The sequence below is a fragment of the Pseudomonas sp. 22189 genome (assembly GCF_052045635.1).
Taxonomy (GTDB): Bacteria; Pseudomonadota; Gammaproteobacteria; order Pseudomonadales; family Pseudomonadaceae; genus Aquipseudomonas; species Aquipseudomonas parakoreensis.
In genome coordinates this window covers 79215-103166 of the sequence record NZ_JBQEPG010000002.1, presented here as the reverse complement: position 1 = coordinate 103166, position 23952 = coordinate 79215, and the positions used below count along the sequence as shown (strand labels likewise).

The window sequence follows — 23952 nt, the reverse complement described above, 5'->3', positions numbered from 1 at the left end:
CAACAGTGGCCCCTTTCACGGGGCCATTGCAGGACAACGACTTAGTTCAGGTGCTCGACGCGGATCCGCACAACCGGACCATTCACGCCGGCCAGGGCTTCGAGGGCAGCGATCGCATCGTTGATACGCTGCTCGACCACGCGGTGGGTCAGCAGGATCATCGGTACCAGACCGTCATGCTCTTCGACTTCCTTCTGCATGATCGACTCGATGTTGATACCGCGCTCCGAAAGGATGCTTGCCACCTGAGCCAGAACGCCCGGATGGTCCTTGGCCTGGATGCGCAGGTAGTAGGCACTTTCGCAGGCCTCGATCGGCAGGATCGGATGGGCCGACAGCGAGTCCGGCTGGAAGGCCAGGTGCGGTACGCGGTTTTCCGGATCGGAGGTCATCGCGCGAACCACGTCCACGAGGTCGGCGATCACCGACGAAGCGGTCGGCTCCATGCCGGCGCCAGCGCCGTAAAACAGGGTCGAGCCGGCAGCGTCACCGTTGACCATCACGGCGTTCATCACGCCGTTGACGTTGGCGATCAGACGATCGGCCGGGATCAGCGTCGGGTGTACGCGCAGCTCGATACCGGCAGCGGTGCTGCGCGCTACACCGAGGTGCTTGATGCGGTAGCCCAACGCTTCGGCGTAATTCACGTCGGCGGTGGTCAGCTGGGTGATGCCTTCGGTATAAGCCTTATCGAATTGCAGCGGAATGCCGAACGCGATCGACGCCAGAATCGTCAGCTTGTGCGCCGCGTCGATGCCTTCGACGTCGAAGGTCGGATCGGCTTCGGCGTAGCCCAGCGCTTGCGCTTCGGCCAGCACGTCTTCGAAGGTGCGACCCTTCTCGCGCATTTCGGTGAGGATGAAGTTACCGGTACCGTTGATGATCCCGGCCACCCAATTGATGCGGTTGGCGGACAGGCCTTCACGGATCGCCTTGATCACCGGAATGCCACCGGCCACGGCTGCTTCGAACGCCACGATCACGCCTTTTTCGCGTGCCTTGGCGAAAATCTCATTACCGTGAACGGCAATCAGTGCCTTGTTCGCGGTGACCACATGCTTGCCATTCTCGATGGCCTTGAGTACCAGCTCGCGGGCAACGGTGTAGCCGCCCATGAGCTCTATGACGATGTCGATCTCAGGGTTCGTGGCCACTTCGAAGACATCGTTGGTAATCGCAATACCGGTCGTCTGGAACTGAGGCTTTGGCGTGCGCATGGCAATTTGTGCCACTTCGATCCCACGCCCGGCACGACGAGCAATTTCCTCGGCGTTGCGCTGAAGTACGTTGAAGGTACCGCCACCGACGGTCCCTAACCCACAGATGCCTACTTTGACCGGATTCACTGTGAACTCCCCATGAAACGGCCGACGCAAGGTCGGCCGGAAAACAACCGCGCACTCGCGGCTCTCTATTAATGGCCCGGCGATGCTGCTGCCTGACCATGATCGTCAACGGCGGACCGTGACGATGCGAATTACTTGGCGCCCAGCGCCAGTTTGGCGACTTGTGGCGCCGGCTGGTAGCCCGGAATGACCTGCCCGTCGGCCAAAACGATGGCCGGTGTGCCGTTCACGCCGATCGACTGACCCAAAGCGAACTGTTTGGAAACCGGGTTCGCGCACTTGGCGGCCTTGATTTCCTTGCCATCGACCATTTTGTCCATGGCGGCTTTCTTGTCGGTCGAGCACCACACGGCCTGCAGTTGCTCGTCACCCGGCGAGCCGAGGCCCTGACGCGGGAACGCCACGTAACGCACTTCGATGCCGCGCTTGTTCAGCTCGGGCACTTCGGCGTGCAGTTTGTGGCAGTACGGGCAGGTGGTGTCGGTGAACACGGTGATGTGCGATTTGGTTTCGCCCACCGCCGGATACACCACGGTTTCGGCCACTGGAATGGCATTGATCAGTTTGGAGATGCCCAGGCGTTCGGTCTTCTCGGTCAGGTTGACCGGCTTGCCGTCCTTGAGCTGGAACAGGTAGCCCTGAACGATGTACTGGCCGTCGGCGCTGGCGTACAGCACGCGGCTGCCCTTGAGCTTGACTTCATACATGCCCGGCAACGGGCTGGCGCTGATGCTTTCTACCGGAACCTCGAGTTCGAGTTTTTCCAGGCTTTGACGAATGGCTTTGTCGGCCGCGTCATCGGCGACGGCAAAGGTGCTGACCAACGCAATGGCTGCGGCGGCGAAAATCTGGGTCAGACGCATGAGAACTCCTGAAGGCGGACAAATGAAACGGTCAGAACGCCCGTGCCGGAACACCGGGTCATAACCGTCCATCGTGCAAACCGGCAAAGCCTAACACATAAGGCCACGGTGGCCGAATGCGCCTGACACAAGACATGTAGGAGCTGCCGAAGGCTGCGATCTTTTGACTTTGCTTTTGGAATCACAAGCAAGATCAAAAGATCGCAGCCTTCGGCAGCTCCTACAGGGGGGGGGGCAATCAGCCTCTTGGGTGATGTTTGGCGTGCAGATCCTGCAACCGCGCGCGGGCGACGTGGGTGTAGATTTGAGTAGTGGAAAGGTCGCTGTGACCCAGCAACATCTGCACCACCCGAAGGTCGGCGCCGTGGTTGAGCAGGTGCGTGGCGAAGGCGTGGCGCAACGTGTGCGGTGAAAGTGATTTGCCGATCCCGGCGACCTTGGCCCAATGCTTGATCCGGTGCCAGAAGGTCTGGCGCGTCATCTGTTCGCCGCGCTGGCTGGGGAACAGCACATCGCTGGGGCGCCCGCCCAGCAGCTCGCTACGACCATCACGCAGGTAGCGCTCGACCCAGACAATCGCCTCCTCGCCCATCGGCACCAGGCGCTCCTTGCTGCCCTTGCCCATCACCCGCAACACGCCCTGACGCAGGTTGACCTGCTCCAGCGTCAGGCTCACCAGTTCGGTCACGCGCAGCCCGCAGGCGTACAGCACTTCAAGCATCGCGCGATCACGCTGACCGATGGCTTCGCTCAGGTCCGGTGCCCTGAGCAGCGCTTCGACGTCCGCTTCCGACAACGATTTGGGCAGTGGCCTGCCCAGTTGCGGCATGTCGACGCGCAAGGTCGGATCGATCGTAATCAGCTTTTCCCGCAGCAGATAGCGATAAAAGCCACGCACACCGGAGAGAAATCGTGCGGTGGAGCGCGGTTTGTAGTTCTGCTCCAGACGCCAGGACAGGTGATCAAGGATCAACTCGCGACCAGCATTGATCAGCTCGAGGTTTTTCTCCTGCAGCCAGCCGTTGAACAGCGCCAGATCGCTGCGGTAGGCGCCGCGGGTATTGTCGGACAGGCCCTTTTCCAGCCACAGGGCGTCGAGGAATTGGTCAATCAGCGGATGGTCGATGGCAGGCATGGGCGCTCAAGACACACAACCTCCGGGGCTGCGCGCAAATGTCGAGTGAACTGTAGGAATGGCCGCTAGTCTTTCATAGCCCGCCATTTCAAGGAACAAGGAGCTTCAATGAACGAACAACAAATTCTCTTGGCATTTGGCGGGATCGGCGCCGCTGCGCTGGGTTGCCAGTGGCTGGCGTGGCGCCTGAAGCTGCCGGCCATTCTGTTTTTGTTGCTGACCGGGATTCTCGCGGGCCCGGTGCTCGGCTGGCTCGACCCGCAGGAAATGTTCGGCCCGCTGCTGATGCCGCTGGTGTCGCTGGCGGTCGCGTTGATCCTGTTTGAGGGCAGTCTGACCCTGCATCTGTCGGAATGGCGCGAGATCGGCAGCGTCGTGCATCGCCTGGTGACAATCGGCGCGCTCACGACCTGGGTGGTGATTGCCGTCGCGACCCACTTCCTGCTTGGCTTCGACTGGCTGCTAGCGATCCTGTTCGGCAGCCTGACGCTGGTGACCGGGCCGACGGTGATCGTGCCGATGCTGCGGGTGGTGCGACCGAAAGCCTCGATCGCCAACATTCTGCGCTGGGAAGGCATCGTCATTGACCCGATCGGCGCCCTGCTCGCGGTGGTGGTCTACAGCTTCATCATCGCCCGCTCCGAGGGTAATGGCCTCGAACAGAGCCTGTTGACCTTCGGCGGCGTGATTGTCTGCGGCAGCGTATTCGGGGTGGTCGGCGGCTGGGTGCTCGGCACCATCATCCGTCGCCAATGGCTGCCGGAATACCTGCACAACCTCGCCTCGCTGGCGGCGGTGTTGGGGATTTTCATCGCGTCGAATCAGGTGATGCACGAGTCCGGCCTGCTGGCGGTGACGCTGATGGGCATGTGGCTGGCGAACATGAAGGGCGTGGATGTGCGGCACATCCTGCACTTCAAGGAAAACCTGAGCGTTTTGCTGATTTCCGGACTGTTCATTCTGCTCGCGGCGCGGCTGGATCTGCATGCACTGATCAGCCTCGGGCCGTTGGTGCTGATTCTGCTGCTGGTGATTCAACTGATCGCGCGCCCGCTGAACGTGCTGTTGAGCACTGCCGGCTCCAGCCTGAGCTGGCGTGAACGCGCCTTGCTGTGCTGGATCGCCCCGCGCGGGATCGTGGCGGCAGCGGTGTCGGCGATTTTCGCGATTCGCCTGGATCAAGCCGGACACGAAGGTGCGCTGCTGCTGGTGCCGCTGACTTTCGCGGTGATCATCGGCACTGTGGTGCTGCAAAGCGCAACCGCGCGACCCTTGGCACGTTTGCTGAACGTTGCCGAACCGGCGCCGAGCGGCTTCCTGATCGTCGGCGCCAACGGCCCGGCGCGTCTGCTGGGCAAATCGTTGCAGCAACTGGGCAGCCGCGTACTGTTGACCGATTCGAGTTGGGAAAATATTCGCGCGGCACGCATGGAGGGTTTGCCGACGTACTTCGGTAACCCGGCGTCGCAGCATGCCGATGCGCATCTGGATCTGGTGGGGCTGGGGCATCTATTGGCGCTATCGCCCTCGGGCGAATTGAATACTTTGGCGGCAATGCGTTTTCGACACGACTTTGGTCATCAACGCCTGTTTGGTCTGGCCAGTGGTCAGGAAAGTCGTCGCAGTGACAAGCATCGGGCAAGCCTGGAACATCGCGGCAATCAGCTGGGGAGCGAGGCGCTGACCTATGCCAAGCTGGCCAGCCTGATCAGCAACGGCGCCGAACTGTACAGCACGACGCTGACGGACGGGTTCGGTTGGGAGGATTACCAGGCATTGCATGGCAATCGGGCGACCCTGCTGTTCATGCGTGATGACAGCGGCTGGGTGCATGTGGTGACGCCGGAGACTGCTGTGAAACCGGGATCCGGGTGGACCTTGTTGGCGCTGATTCAGCCGGAGGCCAGCGATACCTGAACTGACGCCTTCGCGAGCAAGCCCGCTCCCACAGTGTCCGGGGTGAACACAAAACCTGTGGGAGCGAGCCTGCTCGCGAATGGCGCGACTCGGTTCCGGATCAGGCAGGAAATCCGGGCAGCACCGGCACCGGCCGCTTGTCATCATCAATCGCCACAAAGCTGAACTGCCCGTGGATCGCCTTCTCGCGACCATCGCAGCTCATGCTCTCGACAAACACTTCCACCTCGACCTTGAGGCTGGTGTTGCCGACTTTGATCACCCGTCCCACCAGTTCGACGATGGAGCCGGCCGGGATCGCGTGGTTGAAGTCGATCCGGTCGGTTGAAACCGTCACCAGCGGCAGGCGGCAAAAGCGTGTGGCGGTGATGAACGACACTTCGTCCATCCACGCCAGCGCGGTGCCGCCGAACAGGGTGTTGTGATGGTTGGTGGTCGGCGGGAAGACGGCTTTGGTCACGCGCGTTACCGAGAGTTCGGTGCGGCGCTGGATTTCCTGGTCGCGGGTGGTCATAAAGAATGGCTCTGATTTCTGGCTCCCGAAACACAAGCAAGATCAAAAGATCGCAGCCTTCGGCAGCTCCTACAGTGGGGGCAGTTTATTGCGGGCAACAAAAAAGCAGCCCGTAGGCTGCTTTTTTCTGCATCGGAAGCTGGACTTAAGCCAGTTTTTCCTTGATGCGAGCTGCTTTACCCGACAGGTCGCGCAGGTAGTACAGCTTGGCTTTACGTACGTCACCGCGACGTTTGACAGCCATGCTGTCGATCTGCGGGGAGTAGGTCTGGAAAGTACGTTCTACGCCAACACCGTTGGAGATTTTACGAACGGTGAACGCACTGTTCACGCCGCGGTTACGCTTGGCGATGACAACGCCTTCGAACGCTTGCAGACGGGAACGATCGCCTTCCTTCACTTTCACCTGAACGACAATGGTGTCGCCTGGGGCAAAGGTAGGGATTTCTTTGGTCATCTGCTCTGCTTCGAGTGCAAGGATGATTTTGTTGGTCATGCTGTGCTCCTAAGGTAAATCAACTGATCTACCATCGATACGTTGTTAACTATCGTCCCGCTCGCGGATGTATTCCTCGAGCAGCTTCTTCTCTTCTCCAGAAAGCGAGCGGCTTTCCAGAAGATCGGCGCGTCGTTCATAGGTCCGACCAAGGGACTGCTGTAAACGCCAACGCCGGATATGCGCGTGATTGCCACTCAGCAACACGTCGGGAACACGCTGATCCGCATACACCTCAGGTCGGGTGTAGTGCGGGCAATCCAGCAGACCATCCGTAAAGGAATCTTCCTCAGCGGAATCCGCATGCCCTAAAGCTCCGGGCAGCAGTCGTGTAACCGCATCGATCATGACCATGGCCGGCAGCTCGCCGCCAGACAGTACATAGTCACCAATCGACCACTCTTCATCGACATGAGCCTCAATAAAGCGCTCGTCAATGCCTTCATAGCGGCCGGCAATCAGGATCAATGCATCCGATCTTGCCAACTCGCGTACCGCCGACTGAGTCAGTTGACGGCCTTGGGGGGACAGGTAAATCACCTTCGCCGCCTCCCCGGCTGCTGCCTTGGCCTGAACCAGAGCATCTTCCAGGGGCTTGATCTTCATCACCATGCCCGGACCACCGCCAAACGGGCGATCGTCCACAGTGTGATGCCGATCCGTCGTGTAATCCCGCGGATTCCAACAGGTCAGTTGCAACAGCCCCTGTTTGACCGCACGACTGGTAATGCCGTACTCACTGATGGCCGAGAACATCTCGGGGAACAACGTTATGACGTCTACGCGCAGGCTGGCCATTGCTTAGAAGTCCGCGTCCCATTCCACCCTCATCACGCCTGCATCCAGATCGATTGTCAGCACGCATTGCTCCGTGTAGGGCAACAACCGCTCACGATCATCCAGGCTGCCCGCGCAGGGCTTGACCACCAATACATCGTTCGCGCCGGTTTCCAACAGGTGATCAACCTTGCCGAACAATTGCTCGTCCTGGTTGATGACGCTCAGACCCTGCAACTGGTACCAGTAGTACTCGTCGCCTGTCAGGTTGGGCAAAAGGCTTCGCGAGATGCAAATCTCGTAACCGCTCAGAAGACGGGCTTCATCGCGATCGTCGAGGCCTTTGAGCTTGGCAACCAGATCCTTTTGAGTGGACCGGCCGCTGACCAGCTCGACCTGTTTCACCACGCCTTCGCGCCGAAGCGTCCAGTGGCGGTAGTCCAACAGGTTTTCAATCGGATCGGTAAAGGAAAAGACCTTCACCTCGCCGCGAACGCCGTGAACCGAAAAAATCTTGCCGACAACGATCAGGTCATCAGCTTTTTCTGGCGTCGCGCTCATACTGCTCAGGCTGCAGCCTTGGCAGATTCCTTCAGCAACTGAGCAACACGCTCAGAAGGCTGTGCACCAACGCTCAGCCAGTAGGCTACGCGCTCTTGGTTCACGGACAGACGGATTTCCTGACCACGGGCAACAGGGTTGAAGAAGCCAACCTGTTCTTTGTGGGAGCCGTCACGCGGGTTACGCGAGTCGGTTACGGTCAGGTGGTAAAACGGGCGCTTTTTGGAGCCGCCAAGGGCAAGACGGATTGTTAGCATGTGAACATCGTTCCTGTAGTCGGTGCTGCAAATCTAAATGCACAGCGGGCATGGGTGCCCGAAAGGCCGCATATTCTAAGGAATATCCGGACTTTTGCAAATGACTTTTTCCGGCGCCTATGGCATGCCGTGCGGATTTGCATATAGAGCCGTCGATGAAAACGGCCGGTCAGCTCCCGCCGAGTGCGGGTTTGCTGTTGATCCTGCGTCCTTGCAGGGTCTGCGCCGGTGCGACGACCGGCGAGATCTTTACATTTTTGGCATGCCGCCGCCGGGCAACATACCGCCCATGCCGCGCATCATTTTCGCCATACCGCCCTTGGCGGTGAATTTCTTCATCATCTTCTGCATCTGCTTGTGCTGCTTGATCAAGCGACCGATGTCCTGCACCTGGGTGCCGGAACCCATGGCGATCCGGCGCTTGCGCGAACCGCTGATCAGCTCAGGGTCGCGGCGCTCGGCCGGGGTCATGGAGTTGATGATGGCTTCCATCTGTTTGAACTGCTTCTCTGCCGCGTTCTGGGCATTGCCCATTTGCGACAGGTTGACGCCGCCGATGCTCGGCAGTTTGTCCATCAGTCCGCCGAGGCCGCCCATGTTCTTCATCTGTTGCAGCTGATCGCGGAAGTCTTCGAGGTCGAAGCCCTTGCCCTTCTTCAGCTTCTTGGCCAGCTTGTCGGCCTTGTCCTTGTCGAGGGTCGCTTCAGCCTGTTCGATCAGGCTGAGCACGTCACCCATGCCGAGGATCCGCGAAGCGATACGCTCAGGGTGGAACGGATCGAGTGCTTCGCTCTTCTCGCCCATACCAATGAACTTGATCGGCTTGCCGGTGATCGCGCGTACCGACAGCGCCGCACCGCCTCGGGCATCGCCGTCGACCTTGGTCAGGATCACACCGGTCAGTGGCAGCGCATCACCGAAGGCCTTGGCCGTGTTGGCGGCGTCCTGACCGGTCATGGCGTCGACCACAAACAGGGTTTCGACCGGCTTGATCGCGGCGTGCAGCGCCTTGATCTCGCCCATCATCTCTTCATCGATGTGCAGACGACCGGCGGTGTCGACGATGACCACGTCGATGAATTTGAGTTTTGCTTCTTTAATAGCCGCGTTGGCGATGTCGACCGGCTTCTGGCTCAGATCGGACGGGAAGAACGTCACGCCGATGTCGTTGGCCAGGGTTTCCAGCTGCTTGATAGCCGCCGGGCGGTAGATGTCCGCCGACACGACCATCACCGACTTCTTCTTGCGCTCTTTAAGGAAGCGCGCGAGCTTGCCGGCGGTGGTGGTTTTACCGGCACCCTGCAGACCGGCCATCAGAATGACGGCGGGCGGCACGGCGCTCAGGTTCAAGTCTTCGTTGGCCGCGCCCATCAGGCTTTCGAGTTCGGCCTGGACGATTTTCACGAATGCCTGGCCCGGCGTCAGGCTGCGCGACACCTCGGTGCCGACAGCGCGCTCCTTGACCGAATTGACGAAGTCCTTGACCACCGGCAGGGCGACGTCGGCTTCGAGCAACGCCATGCGCACTTCGCGCAGGGTGTCTTTGATATTGTCTTCAGTCAGCTTCGCTTTGCCGGTGACATGGCGCAGCGTCTGCGAGAGACGGTCGGTTAAGTTTTCAAACATTGCGCGATCCTTTCAGGCCCTGTGTAGACCGGGATAATGGCGGCCCAGACCGGATTCAACATGTGCTCGGCGAGCCTGCGGCGTGGGCAGGTCGCGGATTATAGCGAAGACTGCGTCGGGCGGACACCTCGCACTTTCGTGGTGTGGCGGTTCTATGCCAAACTCAGCGCCTTTCGGGCCTGCCTAACAGGATTTATGCTCCCCTTGTCACCCAGTTTGCTGACCACGCTCGCCGCCGCTCTCCTTTATGCCGCTGCGACCCTTTATCAGGGCACCCGCCTGGCCTCCGGCGCCAAGGCGAACAAGCGCCTGCTGGTTACGCTCGGCATCCTCGCCGTGCTCGCCCACAGCGCCAGCCTGCTCACTCACCTGCTGACGCCGATCGGCCTGGGCCTGGACTTCTTCAGCGCCGCCAGCCTGATCGCCGCGGCCGTCATCGCCCTGACGCTGCTGGCCTGCTCGCGGATCCCGGTGGAAAACCTCCTGGTGCTGCTGTTCCCACTCGGCGCGGCCACGGTGTTGCTGGCGCAGTTCGCGCCGGCCGGTACGGTGCAGATCATCGACGAAGAGCCGGGCATCCTCGCTCACATCCTGCTGTCGATCCTCGCCTACGGCATGTTCACCATCGCAGTATTCCAGGCCTTGCTGCTGCTGGTGCAGGATCACCAGCTCAAGCACAAGCACCCGTCGGGCCTGATCAAGAACTTCCCGCCGCTGCAAACCATGGAAAGCCTGTTGTTCGGCTTCCTCTGGGCCGGCTGGACGCTGCTGTCGCTGTCGCTGATCTCCGGCTGGCTGTTCGTCGAGAACCTGTTCGCCCAGCATCTGGTGCACAAGACCTTGCTGGCGTGCCTGGCCTGGATCGTGTTCAGCGTGCTGTTGTGGGGCCGCAACCGCCTCGGCTGGCGCGGCCACAAGGCGATTCGCTGGACCCTCGCTGGTTTCTGCCTGCTGATGTTGGCGTATTTCGGCAGCAAACTGGTTCGTGAATACATCCTGCACATCTGACGGGCGGCATAAATGGACGGTTTGCCCATAGGGCCGATGCTCGCGGTATTTGTCCTGCTGATTTTATGGTCGGGGCTGTTTACCGCCGTCGAAATCGCGCAGCAGCACCTGCTCGCGCAACGCGCCGCCTCGCGCGCCAGCGATAAACCGCTGGCGAAGTTGAGCTTCCCGCTCGACAGTCTGATTCTGTGCAATACCCTGTGCCGCGCCCTCGCGGTAGTGATCGCCACGCTGCTGGCGATCTTTCTTTGCGAAGAAAACGGCCCGTGGGCAGCCTGCCTCGGTGCCGCTGCCGTGTTGCTGGTGTTTGCCGATTACTTCCCGCGCACGGTGGCCCAGCGCTATCCGGAGGCCGTGCTGTCCTTCGGCAATACCCTGCTGACAGTACCGCTGAAGATTCTTTATCCACTGGCCTGGCTACTGAGCCGCATCAGCGGTTTGCTGCTGCGTCCCTTCGCCCGCAAGCCCCAAGTGGTGCAGCAAAGCGAAGACGAAGAACCTGCCGACCCGAACGACGACCCGGAACACCCGTCTCGCGCCCACCCGGTTCCCGGGATCCACGCGCTGGACAACATCACGGTCAACGACATTCTGGTGCCACGCAGCGATGTCGACGGCATCAACCTCGACGACTCGATCGAAGAGATCATCGAACAACTGCGCCACAACAAACGCACGCGCCTGCCGGTGTTCCACAGCGACATCAACCAGGTCGAAGCGGTGCTCAACACCCGGCAAATCCGCCATCTGCTCAACGATGGCGAGCTGACCCGCGAAGCGCTGCTGGCCGCCAGCTACGAACCGTACTTCGTTCCGGAAAGCACGCCGCTGCAACTGCAACTGCTCAATTTTCACAAACAGCAGCGCCGGCTGGGCATGGTGGTGGACGAATACGGCGAAGTGCTGGGCATCGTTACCCTGGAAGACATTCTCGAAGAGATCGTCGGCGAATTCGAAAGCGAGCACAGCCTCGACAACCCGCACATCCATCCGCAGCCCGACGGGCGCATGGTGATCGACGGCACCGCGTCGATCCGCGAGTTGAACAAATGCCTGGGCTGGCATTTGCCGAGCGACGGGCCGAAAACCCTCAACGGCCTGGTGACCGAGGCGCTGGAAACCATTCCGGACAGCGCGGTGTGTCTGAAGATCGGCCGCTACCGACTGGAGATTCTCGAGACCGAGGACAACCGGGTGAGCAAGGTGTTGATCTGGCATACGAGCTCGGTGCCTGCCAAGGTTTAAGCGCTTTTGTGGCGAGGGAGCTTGCTCCCGCTCGGGCGCGNAGCGGCCGTAAATGTGTTGGGGTCGCTTCGCAACCCAGCGGGAGCAAGCTCCCTCGCCACAGGAAGATCAATCGACGTCAATCCGCTGCAATCTTTTGCTCTTGTTTGATCGTTAGCCCCCTTCCTATAATCGAGCCGCTTACCCAAGCGCTGCCGAGCCCTGTGCTTACCCCGCACTAAAGCGGTTTCGGCCATTTTCCGCACTACCCCGACGACTGTTCCTACTCGAAACAGCGCTCGCGTCTCATCCCACATCCCTGGGTGTTCAACCATAATAATTCGCTCCAACGGAGCCATGACTGTCAGGGATCACCGCATGACGACCAGTACCGCTTACAGCGCCACCGCGCCTGCCCAGCCGACCAACTCCGCCACCCGCGTGGCGACGGCGAGTTTCATCGGCACCGCCATCGAGTTTTACGACTTCTATGTCTACGCCACCGCCGCTGCACTGGTGATCGGGCCGGTATTCTTTCCGCAGACTTCCGGCACCGCGCAGATGCTTTCGGCGTTTCTCACCTTCGGCATCGCTTTCCTCGCCCGGCCGCTGGGTTCGGCGCTGTTCGGCCATTTCGGTGACCGCATCGGGCGCAAATCGACGCTGGTCGCCTCACTCTTGCTGATGGGCGTGTGCACCACCCTGATCGGGGTGCTGCCGGGTTACGACAGCATTGGCGCCTGGGCCCCGATTCTGTTGTGCGTGCTGCGTTTCGGTCAGGGGTTGGGCCTGGGCGGCGAATGGGGTGGCGCGGCGTTGCTGGCCACCGAGAATGCGCCGAAGGGCAAGCGGGCGTGGTTCGGCATGTTCCCGCAACTGGGGCCTTCGATCGGTTTTCTAGCGGCCAATGGGTTGTTCCTGACCCTGGCCATGACCCTCAATGACGAGCAGTTCCGCAGCTGGGGCTGGCGGATTCCGTTTCTGCTCAGCGCAGTGCTGGTGATGGTCGGTCTGTATGTACGCCTCAAGCTTCACGAAACGCCGGTGTTCGCCAACGCGATTGCCCGTCAGGAGCGAGTGAAAGTGCCGCTGGTCGAGCTGTTCAGCCAATATTGGGCGCCCACCCTGCTCGGCGCGGCGGCGATGGTGGTGTGCTACGCGCTGTTTTACATCTCGACGGTGTTTTCCCTGAGCTACGGCGTGTCCACCCTCGGCTACAGCCGCGAGACGTTTCTTGGACTGCTGTGTTTTGCCGTGCTGTTCATGGCGGCGGCTACACCGTTGTCCGCCTGGGCCAGCGATCGTTACGGGCGCAAACCGGTGCTGATCGTTGGCGGCGTGCTGGCGATTCTGTCCGGGTTTCTGATGGAGCCGTTGCTGACGCAAGGTTCGACCTGGGGCGTGGCGCTGTTCCTGTGCATCGAGCTGTTCCTGATGGGCGTGACGTTTGCCCCGATGGGCGCGCTGTTGCCGGAACTGTTTCCGACGCACGTGCGCTATACCGGTGCATCGGCGGCTTACAACCTGGGCGGGATCGTCGGCGCCTCGGCGGCTCCGTTCTTCGCGCAGAAACTGGTGGCGATGGGTGGTTTGAGTTATGTCGGCGGGTATGTGTCGGCGGCAGCGGTGCTCAGCCTGATTGCGGTGCTGTGCCTGAAGGAAACGCGTGGCAACGATTTGAATCAGGTTGCCTGATAGATCGCTATCGCGGGCAAGCCCGCTCCCACAGGGTTTTCGGTTGATCACAAACTTTGTGCACAACCAAAAAATCTGTGGGAGCGAGCTTGCTCGCGAATGCCACGCCTCGGTTTACAGCTCTACAACAACAGCCTGAGCCGCACGGGTCGCCTTGGCACGAGCCGCCTCAATCGACTCATCCCGCGCCAGCGCCACGCCCATCCGGCGCTGACCGTTGACTTCAGGCTTGCCGAACAGCCGCAGTGCGGTATCCGGCTCGCTCAGCGCTGCGCCAAGGTTGGCGAACGCGGTCTGGGTCGACTGCCCTTCCACCAGAATCACCGCCGAAGCGGATGGGCCGAACTGACGGATCAGCGGCACCGGCAGACCGAGAATGGCGCGCGCGTGCAGGGCGAACTGCGACAGGTCCTGGGAAATCAGGGTCACCAGACCGGTGTCGTGCGGGCGCGGCGAAACTTCGCTGAACCACACCTGATCACCCTTGATGAACAACTCGACGCCGAACAGCCCGCGACCACCCAAGGCCTCGGTCACGGCTTTGGCCACGCGCTCGGACTCAGCCAAGGCAATCGGGCTCATGGCCTGCGGCTGCCAGGACTCCTGATAATCGCCCTTTTCCTGACGGTGACCGACCGGTGCGCAGAACGTGGTGCCGCCGATGTGGCGCACGGTCAGCAGAGTGATTTCGTAGTCGAAATCGATGAAGCCTTCGATGATCACCCGACCTTTGCCGGCGCGACCGCCTTCTTGCGCGTACTCCCAGGCTTTCTGCACGTCATCGGCGCTGCGCAGCAGGCTCTGGCCTTTGCCCGACGAGCTCATGACCGGTTTGACGACACACGGGAAGCCCAGATCCTGAACGGCTTTGCTGTAATCCTCGAAGGTGTCGGCAAAGTGGTACGGCGAGGTCGGCAGGTCCAGCTCTTCAGCGGCCAGACGGCGGATGCCTTCGCGGTTCATGGTCAGTTGCGCGGCGCGGGCGGTCGGGATCACGGTGAAGCCTTCGGCTTCCAGCTCGACCAGCGTGGCGGTGGCTATGGCTTCGATTTCCGGCACGATGAAGTGCGGTTTCTCGGCTTCGATGACTGCACGCAGCGCGGCGCCGTCGAGCATGTTGATCACGTGGCTGCGGTGCGCCACCTGCATGGCCGGCGCGTTGGCGTAACGGTCGACGGCAATCACTTCAACGCCCAGGCGTTGCAGCTCGATCACCACTTCCTTGCCCAACTCACCACAGCCACACAGCAATACGCGGGTCGCGGTCGGCGACAATGGAGTTCCGATACGGGTCATCTCAGGTCCTCAAAGAAGCGGATCATCGAGGAAAGCAACGCCAGACGCGCTTTCCATGGGGAGAAAGCGCGGCATTTTACATGAACCGCAGGGTTTGGCTCAGCTGGCGACAGCCTGTTTGCGCTCGCGCCAGGCCATGATCAGCCAGACGGCAGTAACACCTGCGAACTTCGAGGCCAATGCCGTGATGATCACCGGTGGCGTCATCAGGTCGATCATGCCGAAAAAGATGAAGGTATCGAGGGGAATGCTCAGCGCCGAACTGATCCACAGGCGGTCGCGCAGCGGTCGTTTGGTGATGCTGAAGACCAGCCAGTCGATGCATTCGGAGATCGCGAACGCCGTGGCGCTGGCCAGGGCGATGGAAGGATCCGAGGTGACGTAGGACAACACCAGCGCCACCAGCATCGCCACGATGGCACCGTGACCGAAACGGGTTTGCACCATGTCGCGCAACACGAACACCAATCCGCCCCAGGCCGACCAGATGATGTCCAGGTGTGGCGCGGTGGAGAAAGCGAAGTTGATCAGCACGACGCTGCTGATGTAGGCGATGAGGAAAATCATGCTGGCGACCTGGGAAATTGGCGCACAGGTTACTTCAGGCAAAGCAGAAGCAAAAGATCGCAGCCTGCGGCAGCTCCTACATGAGAATGCGATCTTCCTGTAGGAGCTGCCGAAGGCTGCGATCTTTTGATCTTCGCTACTTGTTTGGGGTCGCCGGGATCATCCACACCAACCCACTGGCCTTCGCCCGCTCATGACACAAGCCGAGCACCACCCGCCGCTCGTCGTTGGTCATGCGGCCCCAGCGGGTGATCTCCGCGACCGTGCGCTGGCAGCCGGTGCAGATATCGTCCTCATCCAGCGCACAGATATTCACGCACGGCGAGGCAACCGGTCTTTCGGGCGTGTTCATGCTTCCTGCTCGACCAGATCACGCGCATAGCGCTGGGAATTGTGCACATAGTGCGCGGCACTGGCTTCGAGCATTTTCTTCTGTGGCTCGGTCAGTTCACGCACGACCTTGCCCGGAGACCCCATCACCAGCGAGCCATCGGGGATTTCCTTGCCTTCGCCGATCAGCGAATTGGCGCCGATGATGCAGTTCTTGCCGATTTTCGCGCCGTTGAGGATCACCGCGTTGATGCCAATCAGGCTGTAGTCGCCAACGGTGCAGCCATGCAGCATGGCGTTATGGCCGATGGTCACGCCGGTGCCGATGGTCAGCGGATAGCCCATGTCGGTGTGCATCACCGTGCCATCCTGGACGTTGCTGTTCTTGCCGATCAGGATCAGCTCGTTGTCGCCGCGCAGCACGGCGTTGAACCAGACGTTGGCGCCTTCTTCCAGCTTGACCTTGCCCACCAGCACGGCATTGGGTGCAACCCAGCTCTGTGGATGGGTCTCGACGCGGGCGTCGCCCAGGCGGTATTTCATCTTGTTTTCCTCAGGGCTCACGATGACGGGCCATTCGAGCGATGGCTTCAGGTGTTGATATAGCTTTTGGGCGGGTGATGCAGGCTGATCTGTTCGTCATAGAGCAGATTGATCAGCTCGACAATCATGATAGCCGTCAATCCCCAGATCTTGAATTCGCCGTAACGATAACTCGGCACGTACCAGCTGCGGCCCTGATAATCGATACGATGCGTATGCTCACGCGGGTCTTTGCGGAAGAACTCCAACGGCACGTTGAAGACGGCAGCGATCTCGGCATCGTTGGCCTGGTATTCGACAAAGTCCGGAATCACCCCGACATACGGCGTGACCTTGATGCCATGCAGGGAGATCAGCGGGCTGAGCGGGCCGATGACTTCGACCAGCCCCGGTGGCAGGCCGATTTCTTCTTCGGCTTCGCGTAAGGCGGTGAAAATCAGGTCGGGGTCTTCGGGGTCGCGGCGACCGCCGGGAAAGGCCACTTCGCCACCATGGGTCGAGAGGCCGCTGGCCCGCAGGGTCAGCACCAGCTCGGGCTCGTCACTGCGGGTGATCGGCACCAGAACAGCGGCCTCGGGGAAACGTTTATCGGTCTCCAGCGTGCGCGGTGTGTGGTTGCTTACCCTATGCAGTAGCTCGTCCAGCATGAGTGTTCTCGATCTGTGCCTTACCCTGCATCATGCACCAATCATTGCAGCCGCCCAAGCCCTTCGCCGGGCCATGTCGCGAAACGACAACTTGCCGACCGGCACCGCTGCACGCCAAGATAGGCGCAGCATTCAGGAACCCCAGCATGAAATTTTGCAGCCAGTGCGGCAACCCGGTGACCCAGCGCATTCCCGAAGGCGACTCGCGACTGCGATTTGTCTGTGACAGCTGTCAGACCATTCACTATCAAAACCCCAATATCGTCGCCGGTTGCGTCGCGACCTGGGGTCGCCAGGTGCTGCTCTGCCGCCGTGCCATCGAACCACGCCTGGGTTACTGGACGCTGCCCGCCGGCTTCATGGAAAACGGCGAGACCATCGAACAGGCCGCGATCCGCGAAACCGCCGAGGAAGCCTGCGCCCGAGTGCGCAATCTGAGCATCTATACCCTGATCGATGTGCCGCACATCAGCCAGGTGCATGTGTTCTTTCGCGCCGAACTGGCCGACCTGGACTTCGCGGCCGGCCCCGAAAGCCTCGAAGTGCAACTATTCGACGAAGCCGACATTCCCTGGGACGAGCTGGCTTTCCGCACCGTGGGGCGTACCTTAGAATGTTTCTTCGCTGATCGCCGCGCCGAAAACTACCCGGTTCGCTCCGAATCGATTCCGCCGCTGGCTCAGCCTGCCATTAGCTGACTCAAAAAATCCAAAGATCAAAAGATCAAAAGATCGCAGCCTTCGGCAGCTCCTACACTTAACGTTGCGTCACTCTTTGGGGAATTGTTTCAATGCGCTGGTTGTTTGCTCTGTTTTGCCTGTCATTCGTCTCAGTCTCCCAAGCGTCCTTCGTGACCACCGTGACGCCGTCGAACACCCCGCTGATCGAAAAAATCCTGGTGCTCAAATCGGCGCATCAACTGCAGTTGATCGCCGACGGCAAGCCGATCAAGACCTATCGGATTTCCCTGGGCAAGGGCGCGAAAAAAGGTCCGAAACTGATTGAAGGCGACAAACGCACGCCGGAAGGTTTTTATTGGATCGACTGGCGCAAGGTCAGCGAGAAATTCAACCTGGCGATGCACATCTCCTACCCGAACATCAGCGACTCGGCCCGCGCCCGCCGCGAAGGCGTCGAGCCTGGCGGGATGATCATGATTCACGGCACGCCGGATTCGGAAGAAACCCCCGAAGACCTGTTCCACACTCTGGACTGGACCGACGGCTGCATCGCCATGCGCAACATGGACATGCGTGAAGTCTGGGGTCTGGTGCCAGACGGCACGATGATCGAGATTCGTCCTTAACGACTGACCACTGGTCACCTGAAAAAAATAAATCAAAAGATCGCAGTCTGCGGCAGCTCCTACAGGGTTGATACCACTTCCCACTGCAGGAGCTGCCGCAGGCTGCGATCTTTTGCTTTTTACAGCCCACCCATAATACCACTTCAAACCACAAACCCCGAAACCCGCCATTTCATTGGGCTACACGCCAATTCACTGCGTTGACATGGTATTCAAGTGGTATTAATTTCCGCCCCACAAGCGAGCCACAACAATCCTATACTCGCGTCGGAAATGACCTACATGAACGACCTCCAGGCCCTACGCCCAGATGACTCCCAGCCGACGCCGCTGTACCTGCAGCTGGCGCGCAATCTGGAATCGGCGATCCATTCCGGGCAGTGGAAGGCCGAGCAGGCCATGCCCTCCGAGCGCAACCTCAGCGAGCAACTCGGGATCTCCCGGGTCACCGCGCGCAAGGCGCTGGAAGTGCTGCTCGATCAAGGTCTGATCCGCCGTCTGCAAGGTTCCGGCACCTTCATCACCCCACGTCTGGAACAACCGCTGTCACGCCTCTCGGGCTTCAGCGAAATGCTCCGCCTCAAGGGTTTCGTCCCCAGCTCGCAGTGGCTGGAACGCGAAATCATCCTGCCGACTCACGAAGAACTGATCCGCCTGAGCCTGTCGCCGAACGACAAGGTGGCGCGCATGAAACGCCTGCGCAAGGCCGATGACACGGTGATGGCCATCGAGATGAGCACCCTGCCCGCCTCGATCATGCCCAAGCCGCACCTGGTCGGCGATTCGCTCTACGAATACCTCGACGGCATCGGCAAACCGATCGTCCGCGCCCTGCAGCACATCCAGGCGATCAACGCCTCGGACGAGTTCGCCGCGCTGGTCGGCATCGCCCCCGGCACCGCCATGCTGCTGATGACCCGGGTCGGCTATCTGGAAGACAACACGCCGATCGAAGTCACCGACACCTATTGCCGCAACGACTACTACGACTTTGTTGCAGAGCTTCGCCGCTGACCGGCAGCCAGGCCAAACGAGAGAAGCAAAATGTCCGAAGACAACATCCTCACCGCCAGCGGCTGGGTTCGCGGCCGGCTGATTCACGAACACGGCAAAGTCGTGTCGATCGAAGGCGTGCCCTGCGATCCGGCCGAGAATGACCTGCCGTACCTGCTGCCGGGTTTCATCGACCTGCACGTCCACGGCGGTGGTGGTAAAGACATCATGGAAGGCGCCAGCGCCTTCGAAACCATCACCAAAACCCACGTGCGCTTCGGCACCACTTCACTGCTGGCCACCACCATGACCGCGCCGAGTGCTGAGATCTCCAGTGTGCTGAAAGAGGTCGGCGAGTTCTGCGAACAGCGTCCGCAAGGCGCCGCCCGGGTACTCGGTGTGCATCTGGAAGGCCCGTACATCAACCCCGGCAAACTCGGCGCGCAACCGAATTTCGCCCACACCGCGTTGATGGCCGAAGTTGAAGAGTATCTGGCACTGGCGCCGATCCGGGTGATCACCATCGCCCCGGAAATCGCCGGCCACGACGGGTTGATTCGTGAACTGAGCAGCCGCGGCATCCGCATGCAGATCGGCCACACCCTCGGCAGCTACGAGGAAGGCGTCGCCGCCCTCGATGCCGGCGCGACTAGTTTCACCCATTTGTACAACGCCATGAGCCCGCTACATCACCGCGAGCCGGGCATCGTCGGCGCCGCCCTCGCCCACGCCAAATTCGCCGAGCTGATCCCGGACTTGTTGCACGTGCACCCCGGCGCGATCCGCGTGGCCCTGCGTGCGATCCCGTGCCTGTACTGCGTCACCGATTCAACCGCCGCCGCCGGCATGCCCGACGGTGAATACAAGCTCGGCAGCCACACCGTGACCAAATGCCTGGGCGGTGTGCGCCTGCCCGACGGCACGCTGGCCGGCAGCACCCTGACCATGGATCAGGCCCTGCGCAACCTGGTGAAGATCGGTTTGCCGATCGCCGAAGCCTCGCAACGTCTTTCGCAATTCCCCGCCGACTACCTCGGCATCACCGAACGCGGGCGCCTGCAACCGGGTGCCTGGGCCGACTGCGTGCGGCTGGATCGCTCACTCACACTGACCGCCGTCATGGTCGAAGGAGAAGACATTGACTTCAAAAATGCTTGAAGAGGCGCTGTCCTCGTTCGAGGCCGTGCAAGCCCAATTGCAACAGCTCGACCCGCAGATGATCGAGATCGCCGGACGCCTGCGCCGTCAGCCGCCGCAAGTGGCGATGACGGTCGCGCGCGGCAGTTCCGACCACGCGGCGAGCTATTTCGCTTACCTGACCATGCAGCAACTGGGCGTACCGGTGGCGTCGTTGCCGATGTCGGTGGTGACCATGCAGCAGGCACCGTTGAAGGTCAGCGGTCAGGTCGCGTTCGCGTTCTCGCAATCGGGGCAAAGCCCGGATCTGGTCAACAGCCTGCGTCTGCTGCGCAAGCGTGGCGCGCTGAGCGTATCGATGGTCAACGCCGCCGATTCGCCACTGGAAGCGGCGTGTGAATTCAGCCTGCCGCTGCTCGCCGGCACCGAAAGCAGCGTCGCCGCGACCAAGAGCTTCATCGCCACCCTCAGCGCCAGCGCCCGCCTGATCGCGCACTGGAAAGAAGACCGCGAACTGCTGGAAGCGCACAACGCCCTGCCCGAAGGTCTGCGCGAAGCGGCGAAACAGGACTGGAGCACCGCGATCGACGCCTTGCGCGACTGTGAACGGCTGATGGTCATCGGCCGTGGCGCCGGTTTTGCCATCGCCCAAGAGGCCGCGCTGAAGTTCAAGGAAACCTCGGCGATTCAGGCCGAAGCCTTCAGCAGCGCCGAAGTCCGTCACGGCCCGATGGCACTGATCGACGAGCATTACCCGCTACTGGTGTTCGCCCCACGCGGTGCCGAACAGGCCGGTCTGATCAGCCTCGCGTCAGAGATGCGTCAACGCGGTGCCCGCGTGCTGCTGGCCGCGCCGGACGACATTCTCGAACGCGACCTGACCCTGAGCCGCGCCGAACACCCGGCCCTCGACCCGATTCTGGCGATCCAGAGCTTCTACGTGATGGCCGCCGGCCTGGCCGTGGCTCGCGGCATGGACCCGGATCAGCCGCGCCACCTGAGCAAAGTGACCCGTACGCACTGACCACTGTTTAGGCATGTAACCCGTGTAGGAGCTGCCGAAGGCTGCGATCTTTTGATTTTGACGTTCAAAAAAACAAGATCAAAAGATCGCAGCCTGCGGCAGCTCCTACAGGGGAAAGCGAAATTACTGATGAGACCGAGCCATGCACAACAACAATAAAGAGCTGACCCTCAGCGCCCCGCTCAGCGGCCCGGTGCTCACGCTCGCCAAAGTCCCGGACGCGGTGTTCGCCAGTGGCGCGATGGGCGACGGTATCGCCATCGACCCGTTGAATGACACCCTGTACTCGCCCTGTGCCGGGGAGATCATCCACGTCGCCCGCACCGGCCACGCGCTGACCGTGCGCGCCGACAACGGCGCGGAAATCCTCCTGCATCTTGGCCTGGACACTGTCGAACTGAACGGCGAAGGCTTCTCGATGCTGGTCAAGCAAGGCACGCGGGTCGACAAGGGCCAACCGTTGTTGCGCTACGACCTGGACAAGGTCGGCCAACAGTGCAAAAGCCTGGTCAGCCTGTTGATCCTGACCAACAGCCAGGACTTCCAGGTGCGCCCGATCACGCTCAAAGCGGTGAAGGTCGGCGAGCCGCTGCTACACATCATTGCCCGCACCAGTACGGCGGCGAATGCTGAAGTGCTGGGTGGGCCAGTGGTGCAGGGGCAGGTCTTGGTGGCACATCGCGGCGGCTTGCATGCGCGCCCCGCCGCGCTGATTCGCCAGACCGCACAAGGTTTCAAGAGCCAGTCGCAGCTGCACTTCGCCGGCCAATCGGCGCCGTGCAACAGCCTGATTGGCCTGATGGGACTGGCCATCGGTGAACAGGATGAAGTGCAGGTCAGCTGTCAGGGGCCGGACGCCGAAGCGGCGCTGCAAGCTTTGCTCAATGCACTGGCGACCGCCCTGCCCGACGATCATCACGCCGCTGCGCCGGCCAGCGCCGCACCGCGCAAACGCCCGGCCGAGGCGGGCGTGCTGCAAGGGGTGTGCGCCGCACCGGGTCTGGTTGGCGGGCCGTTGTTTCGCCTGAACGCGATCAGCCTGCCGGCAGATATCGGCAAGCATGATCCGCAGGTGCAACAGCAGGTGCTTGAGTCGGCGCTGAAGCAGGTGCGCGGCGAAATCCACGCCACGCTCACCCAAGCAAAAAAGCACAAGAACACCGACGAAGAAGCGATCTTCGCCGCGCATCTGGCACTGCTCGAAGACCCGGCCCTGCTCGACGCCGCGCAGCATTCCATCGATCAAGGCACAGCGGCGACCCACGCCTGGAGCCAGTCGATCGACGTGCAGTGCGAAGTACTGCAACACACCGGCAGCGCGCTGCTGGCCGAACGCGCCAACGACCTGCGCGACCTCAAGCAACGGGTGCTGCGCGCCGTGCTCGGCGAAGCCTGGCATTACGACGTGCCGGCCGGCGCCATCGTTGCTGCGCATGAACTGACGCCGTCGGATCTGCTGCAACTCAGCGCGCAGGGTGTCGCCGGGTTGTGCATGGCCGAGGGTGGCGCGACCTCGCATGTGGCGATTCTGGCGCGCGGCAAAGGCCTGCCGTGCCTAGTTGCACTGGGCGCCGCTTTACTCGATCAAGCACAAGGTCAGTCGGTGGTGCTGGATGCCGATGGCGGTCGCCTCGAACTGAAGCCAAATGCCGAGCGTCTGGCCGAAGTGCAGCAGGCGCAAATCGACCGTCAGCAACGCCGCGATGCGCAACAGAAAAAGGCCCATCTGCCCGCCGAAACTCGCAATGGCGTGACCATCGAAGTGGTCGCCAATGTCGCCTCCAGCCATGAAGCGGCAGACGCCTTTGCCAATGGTGCCGATGGCGTCGGCCTGCTGCGCACCGAGTTTCTGTTCGTCGACCGGCAAACCGCGCCGGACGTCGAAGAGCAGTGCTCTGCCTATCAAGCGGTGCTCGATGCCATGGGTGACCATTCGGTGATCATCCGCACCATCGACGTCGGCGGCGACAAGCAACTCGACTACCTGCCGCTGCCTGCCGAAGCCAACCCGGTCTTGGGTCTGCGTGGCATTCGTCTGGCTCAGGCCCGTCCGGAAATCCTCGATCAGCAACTGCGCGCACTGCTGCAAGTCAGCCCGCTGCGCCGTTGCCGGATCCTGTTGCCGATGGTCACCGAAGTCGATGAACTGCTGCAGATCCGTCAGCGCGTCGATGCGCTGTGCCTGGAACTGGGCATCAGCCAGCGCCCGGAAATCGGCGTGATGATTGAAGTCCCCGCCGCTGCCTTGCAGGCCGAACAACTGGCCGAGCACGCCGACTTCCTGTCGATCGGCACCAACGACCTGTCGCAATACACCCTGGCCATGGACCGCGACCACGCCGGCCTCGCCGCCCGGGTCGATGCCTTGCACCCGGCGCTGCTGCGGCTGATCGCCATGACCTGCGCAGGTGCGGCGGCGCACAAACGCTGGGTCGGCGTCTGCGGCGCCCTCGCCTCGGATCCTCTGGCGACGCCGGTGCTGATCGGCCTCGGTGTGACCGAGTTGTCGGTGAGCCCGGTGCAAATCGGTGAAATCAAGGATCGCGTGCGCCAGTTGCACGAGGCCGAATGCCAACGCCTCAGCCTTGACCTGTTGAAACTCAACAGCGCCGCTGCGGTTCGTCACGCCTGCCACCAGCATTGGCCTCTGCACTAACAACAAGCTCTCTATAAAGAGCAGGGAGAACCAC

Annotated in this window: 24 protein-coding genes; 10 read left to right on the top strand and 14 right to left on the bottom strand. The window is 61.3% G+C overall.

Annotated features, from left to right (window positions below):
- Window positions 1-41: 41 nt before the first annotated feature.
- The 3 genes from ACTJKS_RS02185 to xerD all read right to left on the bottom strand — a co-directional run bounded on the left by ACTJKS_RS02185 (window position 42) and on the right by xerD (window position 3344).
- Window positions 42-1346: a homoserine dehydrogenase gene (locus tag ACTJKS_RS02185; protein ID WP_145597577.1), complete on the bottom strand. Its 1305-nt coding sequence runs from the start codon at window positions 1344-1346 to the stop codon at window positions 42-44.
- A gap of 131 nt (window positions 1347-1477) precedes the next feature.
- Window positions 1478-2209 (bottom strand): bifunctional protein-disulfide isomerase/oxidoreductase DsbC, encoded by a 732-nt coding sequence (gene dsbC, locus ACTJKS_RS02180; protein WP_007967782.1) that lies wholly within the window; start codon window positions 2207-2209, stop codon window positions 1478-1480.
- Window positions 2210-2447: 238 nt separating this feature from the next.
- Window positions 2448-3344 (bottom strand): site-specific tyrosine recombinase XerD, encoded by an 897-nt coding sequence (xerD, locus tag ACTJKS_RS02175; protein ID WP_108181785.1) that lies wholly within the window; start codon window positions 3342-3344, stop codon window positions 2448-2450.
- A 108-nt stretch (window positions 3345-3452) separates the two neighbouring features.
- On the opposite strand from xerD, the gene ACTJKS_RS02170 reads away from it, so the two are divergent.
- Complete coding sequence (locus ACTJKS_RS02170; protein ID WP_108181784.1) at window positions 3453-5261, top strand: cation:proton antiporter; 1809 nt, start codon at window positions 3453-3455, stop codon at window positions 5259-5261.
- Window positions 5262-5361: 100 nt separating this feature from the next.
- Here ACTJKS_RS02170 and ACTJKS_RS02165 read toward each other — a convergent pair whose 3' ends face one another.
- The 6 genes from ACTJKS_RS02165 to ffh form a co-directional block, all read right to left on the bottom strand.
- On the bottom strand, window positions 5362-5775 hold the full coding sequence (locus ACTJKS_RS02165; RefSeq protein WP_108181783.1) for an acyl-CoA thioesterase: 414 nt from the start codon (window positions 5773-5775) through the stop codon (window positions 5362-5364).
- A 145-nt stretch (window positions 5776-5920) separates the two neighbouring features.
- Entirely contained in the window at window positions 5921-6271 is a 351-nt protein-coding gene (gene rplS / locus ACTJKS_RS02160; RefSeq protein ID WP_003175895.1) for a 50S ribosomal protein L19, read from the bottom strand.
- Between the two features lie 45 nt (window positions 6272-6316).
- The gene (gene trmD / locus ACTJKS_RS02155) at window positions 6317-7069 is read right to left on the bottom strand and encodes a tRNA (guanosine(37)-N1)-methyltransferase TrmD (RefSeq protein WP_095138289.1); all 753 of its coding nucleotides are present in this window, start codon (window positions 7067-7069) and stop codon (window positions 6317-6319) included.
- Window positions 7070-7072: 3 nt separating this feature from the next.
- Entirely contained in the window at window positions 7073-7609 is a 537-nt protein-coding gene (rimM, locus tag ACTJKS_RS02150; protein WP_108181782.1) for a ribosome maturation factor RimM, read from the bottom strand.
- 5 nt (window positions 7610-7614) lie between these two features.
- Window positions 7615-7866, bottom strand: coding sequence for a 30S ribosomal protein S16 (rpsP, locus tag ACTJKS_RS02145; protein WP_003185073.1), 252 nt, complete (start codon window positions 7864-7866; stop codon window positions 7615-7617).
- A 249-nt stretch (window positions 7867-8115) separates the two neighbouring features.
- A complete protein-coding gene (ffh, locus tag ACTJKS_RS02140; protein WP_041063139.1) occupies window positions 8116-9492 on the bottom strand; it encodes a signal recognition particle protein in 1377 nt (458 codons plus the stop codon).
- A gap of 195 nt (window positions 9493-9687) precedes the next feature.
- Here ffh and ACTJKS_RS02135 point away from each other — a divergent pair, with 195 nt between their 5' ends.
- From ACTJKS_RS02135 to ACTJKS_RS02125, 3 genes are all read left to right on the top strand, one after another.
- Window positions 9688-10500 (top strand): cytochrome C assembly family protein, encoded by an 813-nt coding sequence (locus ACTJKS_RS02135; RefSeq protein WP_041063136.1) that lies wholly within the window; start codon window positions 9688-9690, stop codon window positions 10498-10500.
- A gap of 12 nt (window positions 10501-10512) precedes the next feature.
- On the top strand, window positions 10513-11745 hold the full coding sequence (locus ACTJKS_RS02130; protein WP_108181781.1) for an HlyC/CorC family transporter: 1233 nt from the start codon (window positions 10513-10515) through the stop codon (window positions 11743-11745).
- A 357-nt stretch (window positions 11746-12102) separates the two neighbouring features.
- The gene (locus ACTJKS_RS02125) at window positions 12103-13419 is read left to right on the top strand and encodes an MFS transporter (RefSeq protein WP_086792209.1); all 1317 of its coding nucleotides are present in this window, start codon (window positions 12103-12105) and stop codon (window positions 13417-13419) included.
- 114 nt (window positions 13420-13533) lie between these two features.
- On the opposite strand, the gene purT is transcribed toward ACTJKS_RS02125, so the two are convergent.
- The 5 genes from purT to ACTJKS_RS02100 all read right to left on the bottom strand — a co-directional run bounded on the left by purT (window position 13534) and on the right by ACTJKS_RS02100 (window position 16802).
- Entirely contained in the window at window positions 13534-14715 is a 1182-nt protein-coding gene (gene purT, locus ACTJKS_RS02120) for a formate-dependent phosphoribosylglycinamide formyltransferase (protein WP_041063124.1), read from the bottom strand.
- 99 nt (window positions 14716-14814) lie between these two features.
- Window positions 14815-15282: a preQ0 transporter gene (locus ACTJKS_RS02115; protein ID WP_086792211.1), complete on the bottom strand. Its 468-nt coding sequence runs from the start codon at window positions 15280-15282 to the stop codon at window positions 14815-14817.
- A gap of 136 nt (window positions 15283-15418) precedes the next feature.
- Window positions 15419-15634 (bottom strand): DUF1289 domain-containing protein, encoded by a 216-nt coding sequence (locus ACTJKS_RS02110; RefSeq protein ID WP_108181779.1) that lies wholly within the window; start codon window positions 15632-15634, stop codon window positions 15419-15421.
- Window positions 15631-16155, bottom strand: coding sequence for a gamma carbonic anhydrase family protein (locus tag ACTJKS_RS02105; protein ID WP_084321873.1), 525 nt, complete (start codon window positions 16153-16155; stop codon window positions 15631-15633). Before ACTJKS_RS02105 ends, ACTJKS_RS02110 begins: the two co-directional genes overlap by 4 nt.
- A 47-nt stretch (window positions 16156-16202) precedes the next feature.
- Entirely contained in the window at window positions 16203-16802 is a 600-nt protein-coding gene (locus tag ACTJKS_RS02100; protein ID WP_007967803.1) for a CoA pyrophosphatase, read from the bottom strand.
- Between the two features lie 146 nt (window positions 16803-16948).
- Here ACTJKS_RS02100 and ACTJKS_RS02095 point away from each other — a divergent pair, with 146 nt between their 5' ends.
- The 6 genes from ACTJKS_RS02095 (at window position 16949) to ptsP (ending at window position 23918) form a co-directional block, all read left to right on the top strand.
- Window positions 16949-17500, top strand: a complete 552-nt coding sequence (locus ACTJKS_RS02095) for an NUDIX hydrolase (RefSeq protein ID WP_041063112.1) — start codon at window positions 16949-16951, stop codon at window positions 17498-17500.
- Window positions 17501-17592: 92 nt separating this feature from the next.
- Window positions 17593-18108: a L,D-transpeptidase family protein gene (locus tag ACTJKS_RS02090; protein WP_041063109.1), complete on the top strand. Its 516-nt coding sequence runs from the start codon at window positions 17593-17595 to the stop codon at window positions 18106-18108.
- Between the two features lie 282 nt (window positions 18109-18390).
- Entirely contained in the window at window positions 18391-19122 is a 732-nt protein-coding gene (locus tag ACTJKS_RS02085; protein ID WP_108181778.1) for a GntR family transcriptional regulator, read from the top strand.
- A 30-nt stretch (window positions 19123-19152) separates the two neighbouring features.
- Window positions 19153-20259 (top strand): N-acetylglucosamine-6-phosphate deacetylase, encoded by a 1107-nt coding sequence (nagA, locus tag ACTJKS_RS02080; RefSeq protein WP_108181777.1) that lies wholly within the window; start codon window positions 19153-19155, stop codon window positions 20257-20259.
- Entirely contained in the window at window positions 20240-21262 is a 1023-nt protein-coding gene (locus ACTJKS_RS02075) for an SIS domain-containing protein (RefSeq protein WP_108181776.1), read from the top strand. The genes nagA and ACTJKS_RS02075 overlap by 20 nt, the downstream gene beginning before the upstream one ends.
- 142 nt (window positions 21263-21404) lie before the next feature.
- Window positions 21405-23918, top strand: a complete 2514-nt coding sequence (gene ptsP, locus ACTJKS_RS02070; RefSeq protein WP_108181775.1) for a phosphoenolpyruvate--protein phosphotransferase — start codon at window positions 21405-21407, stop codon at window positions 23916-23918.
- Window positions 23919-23952 lie beyond the last annotated feature (34 nt).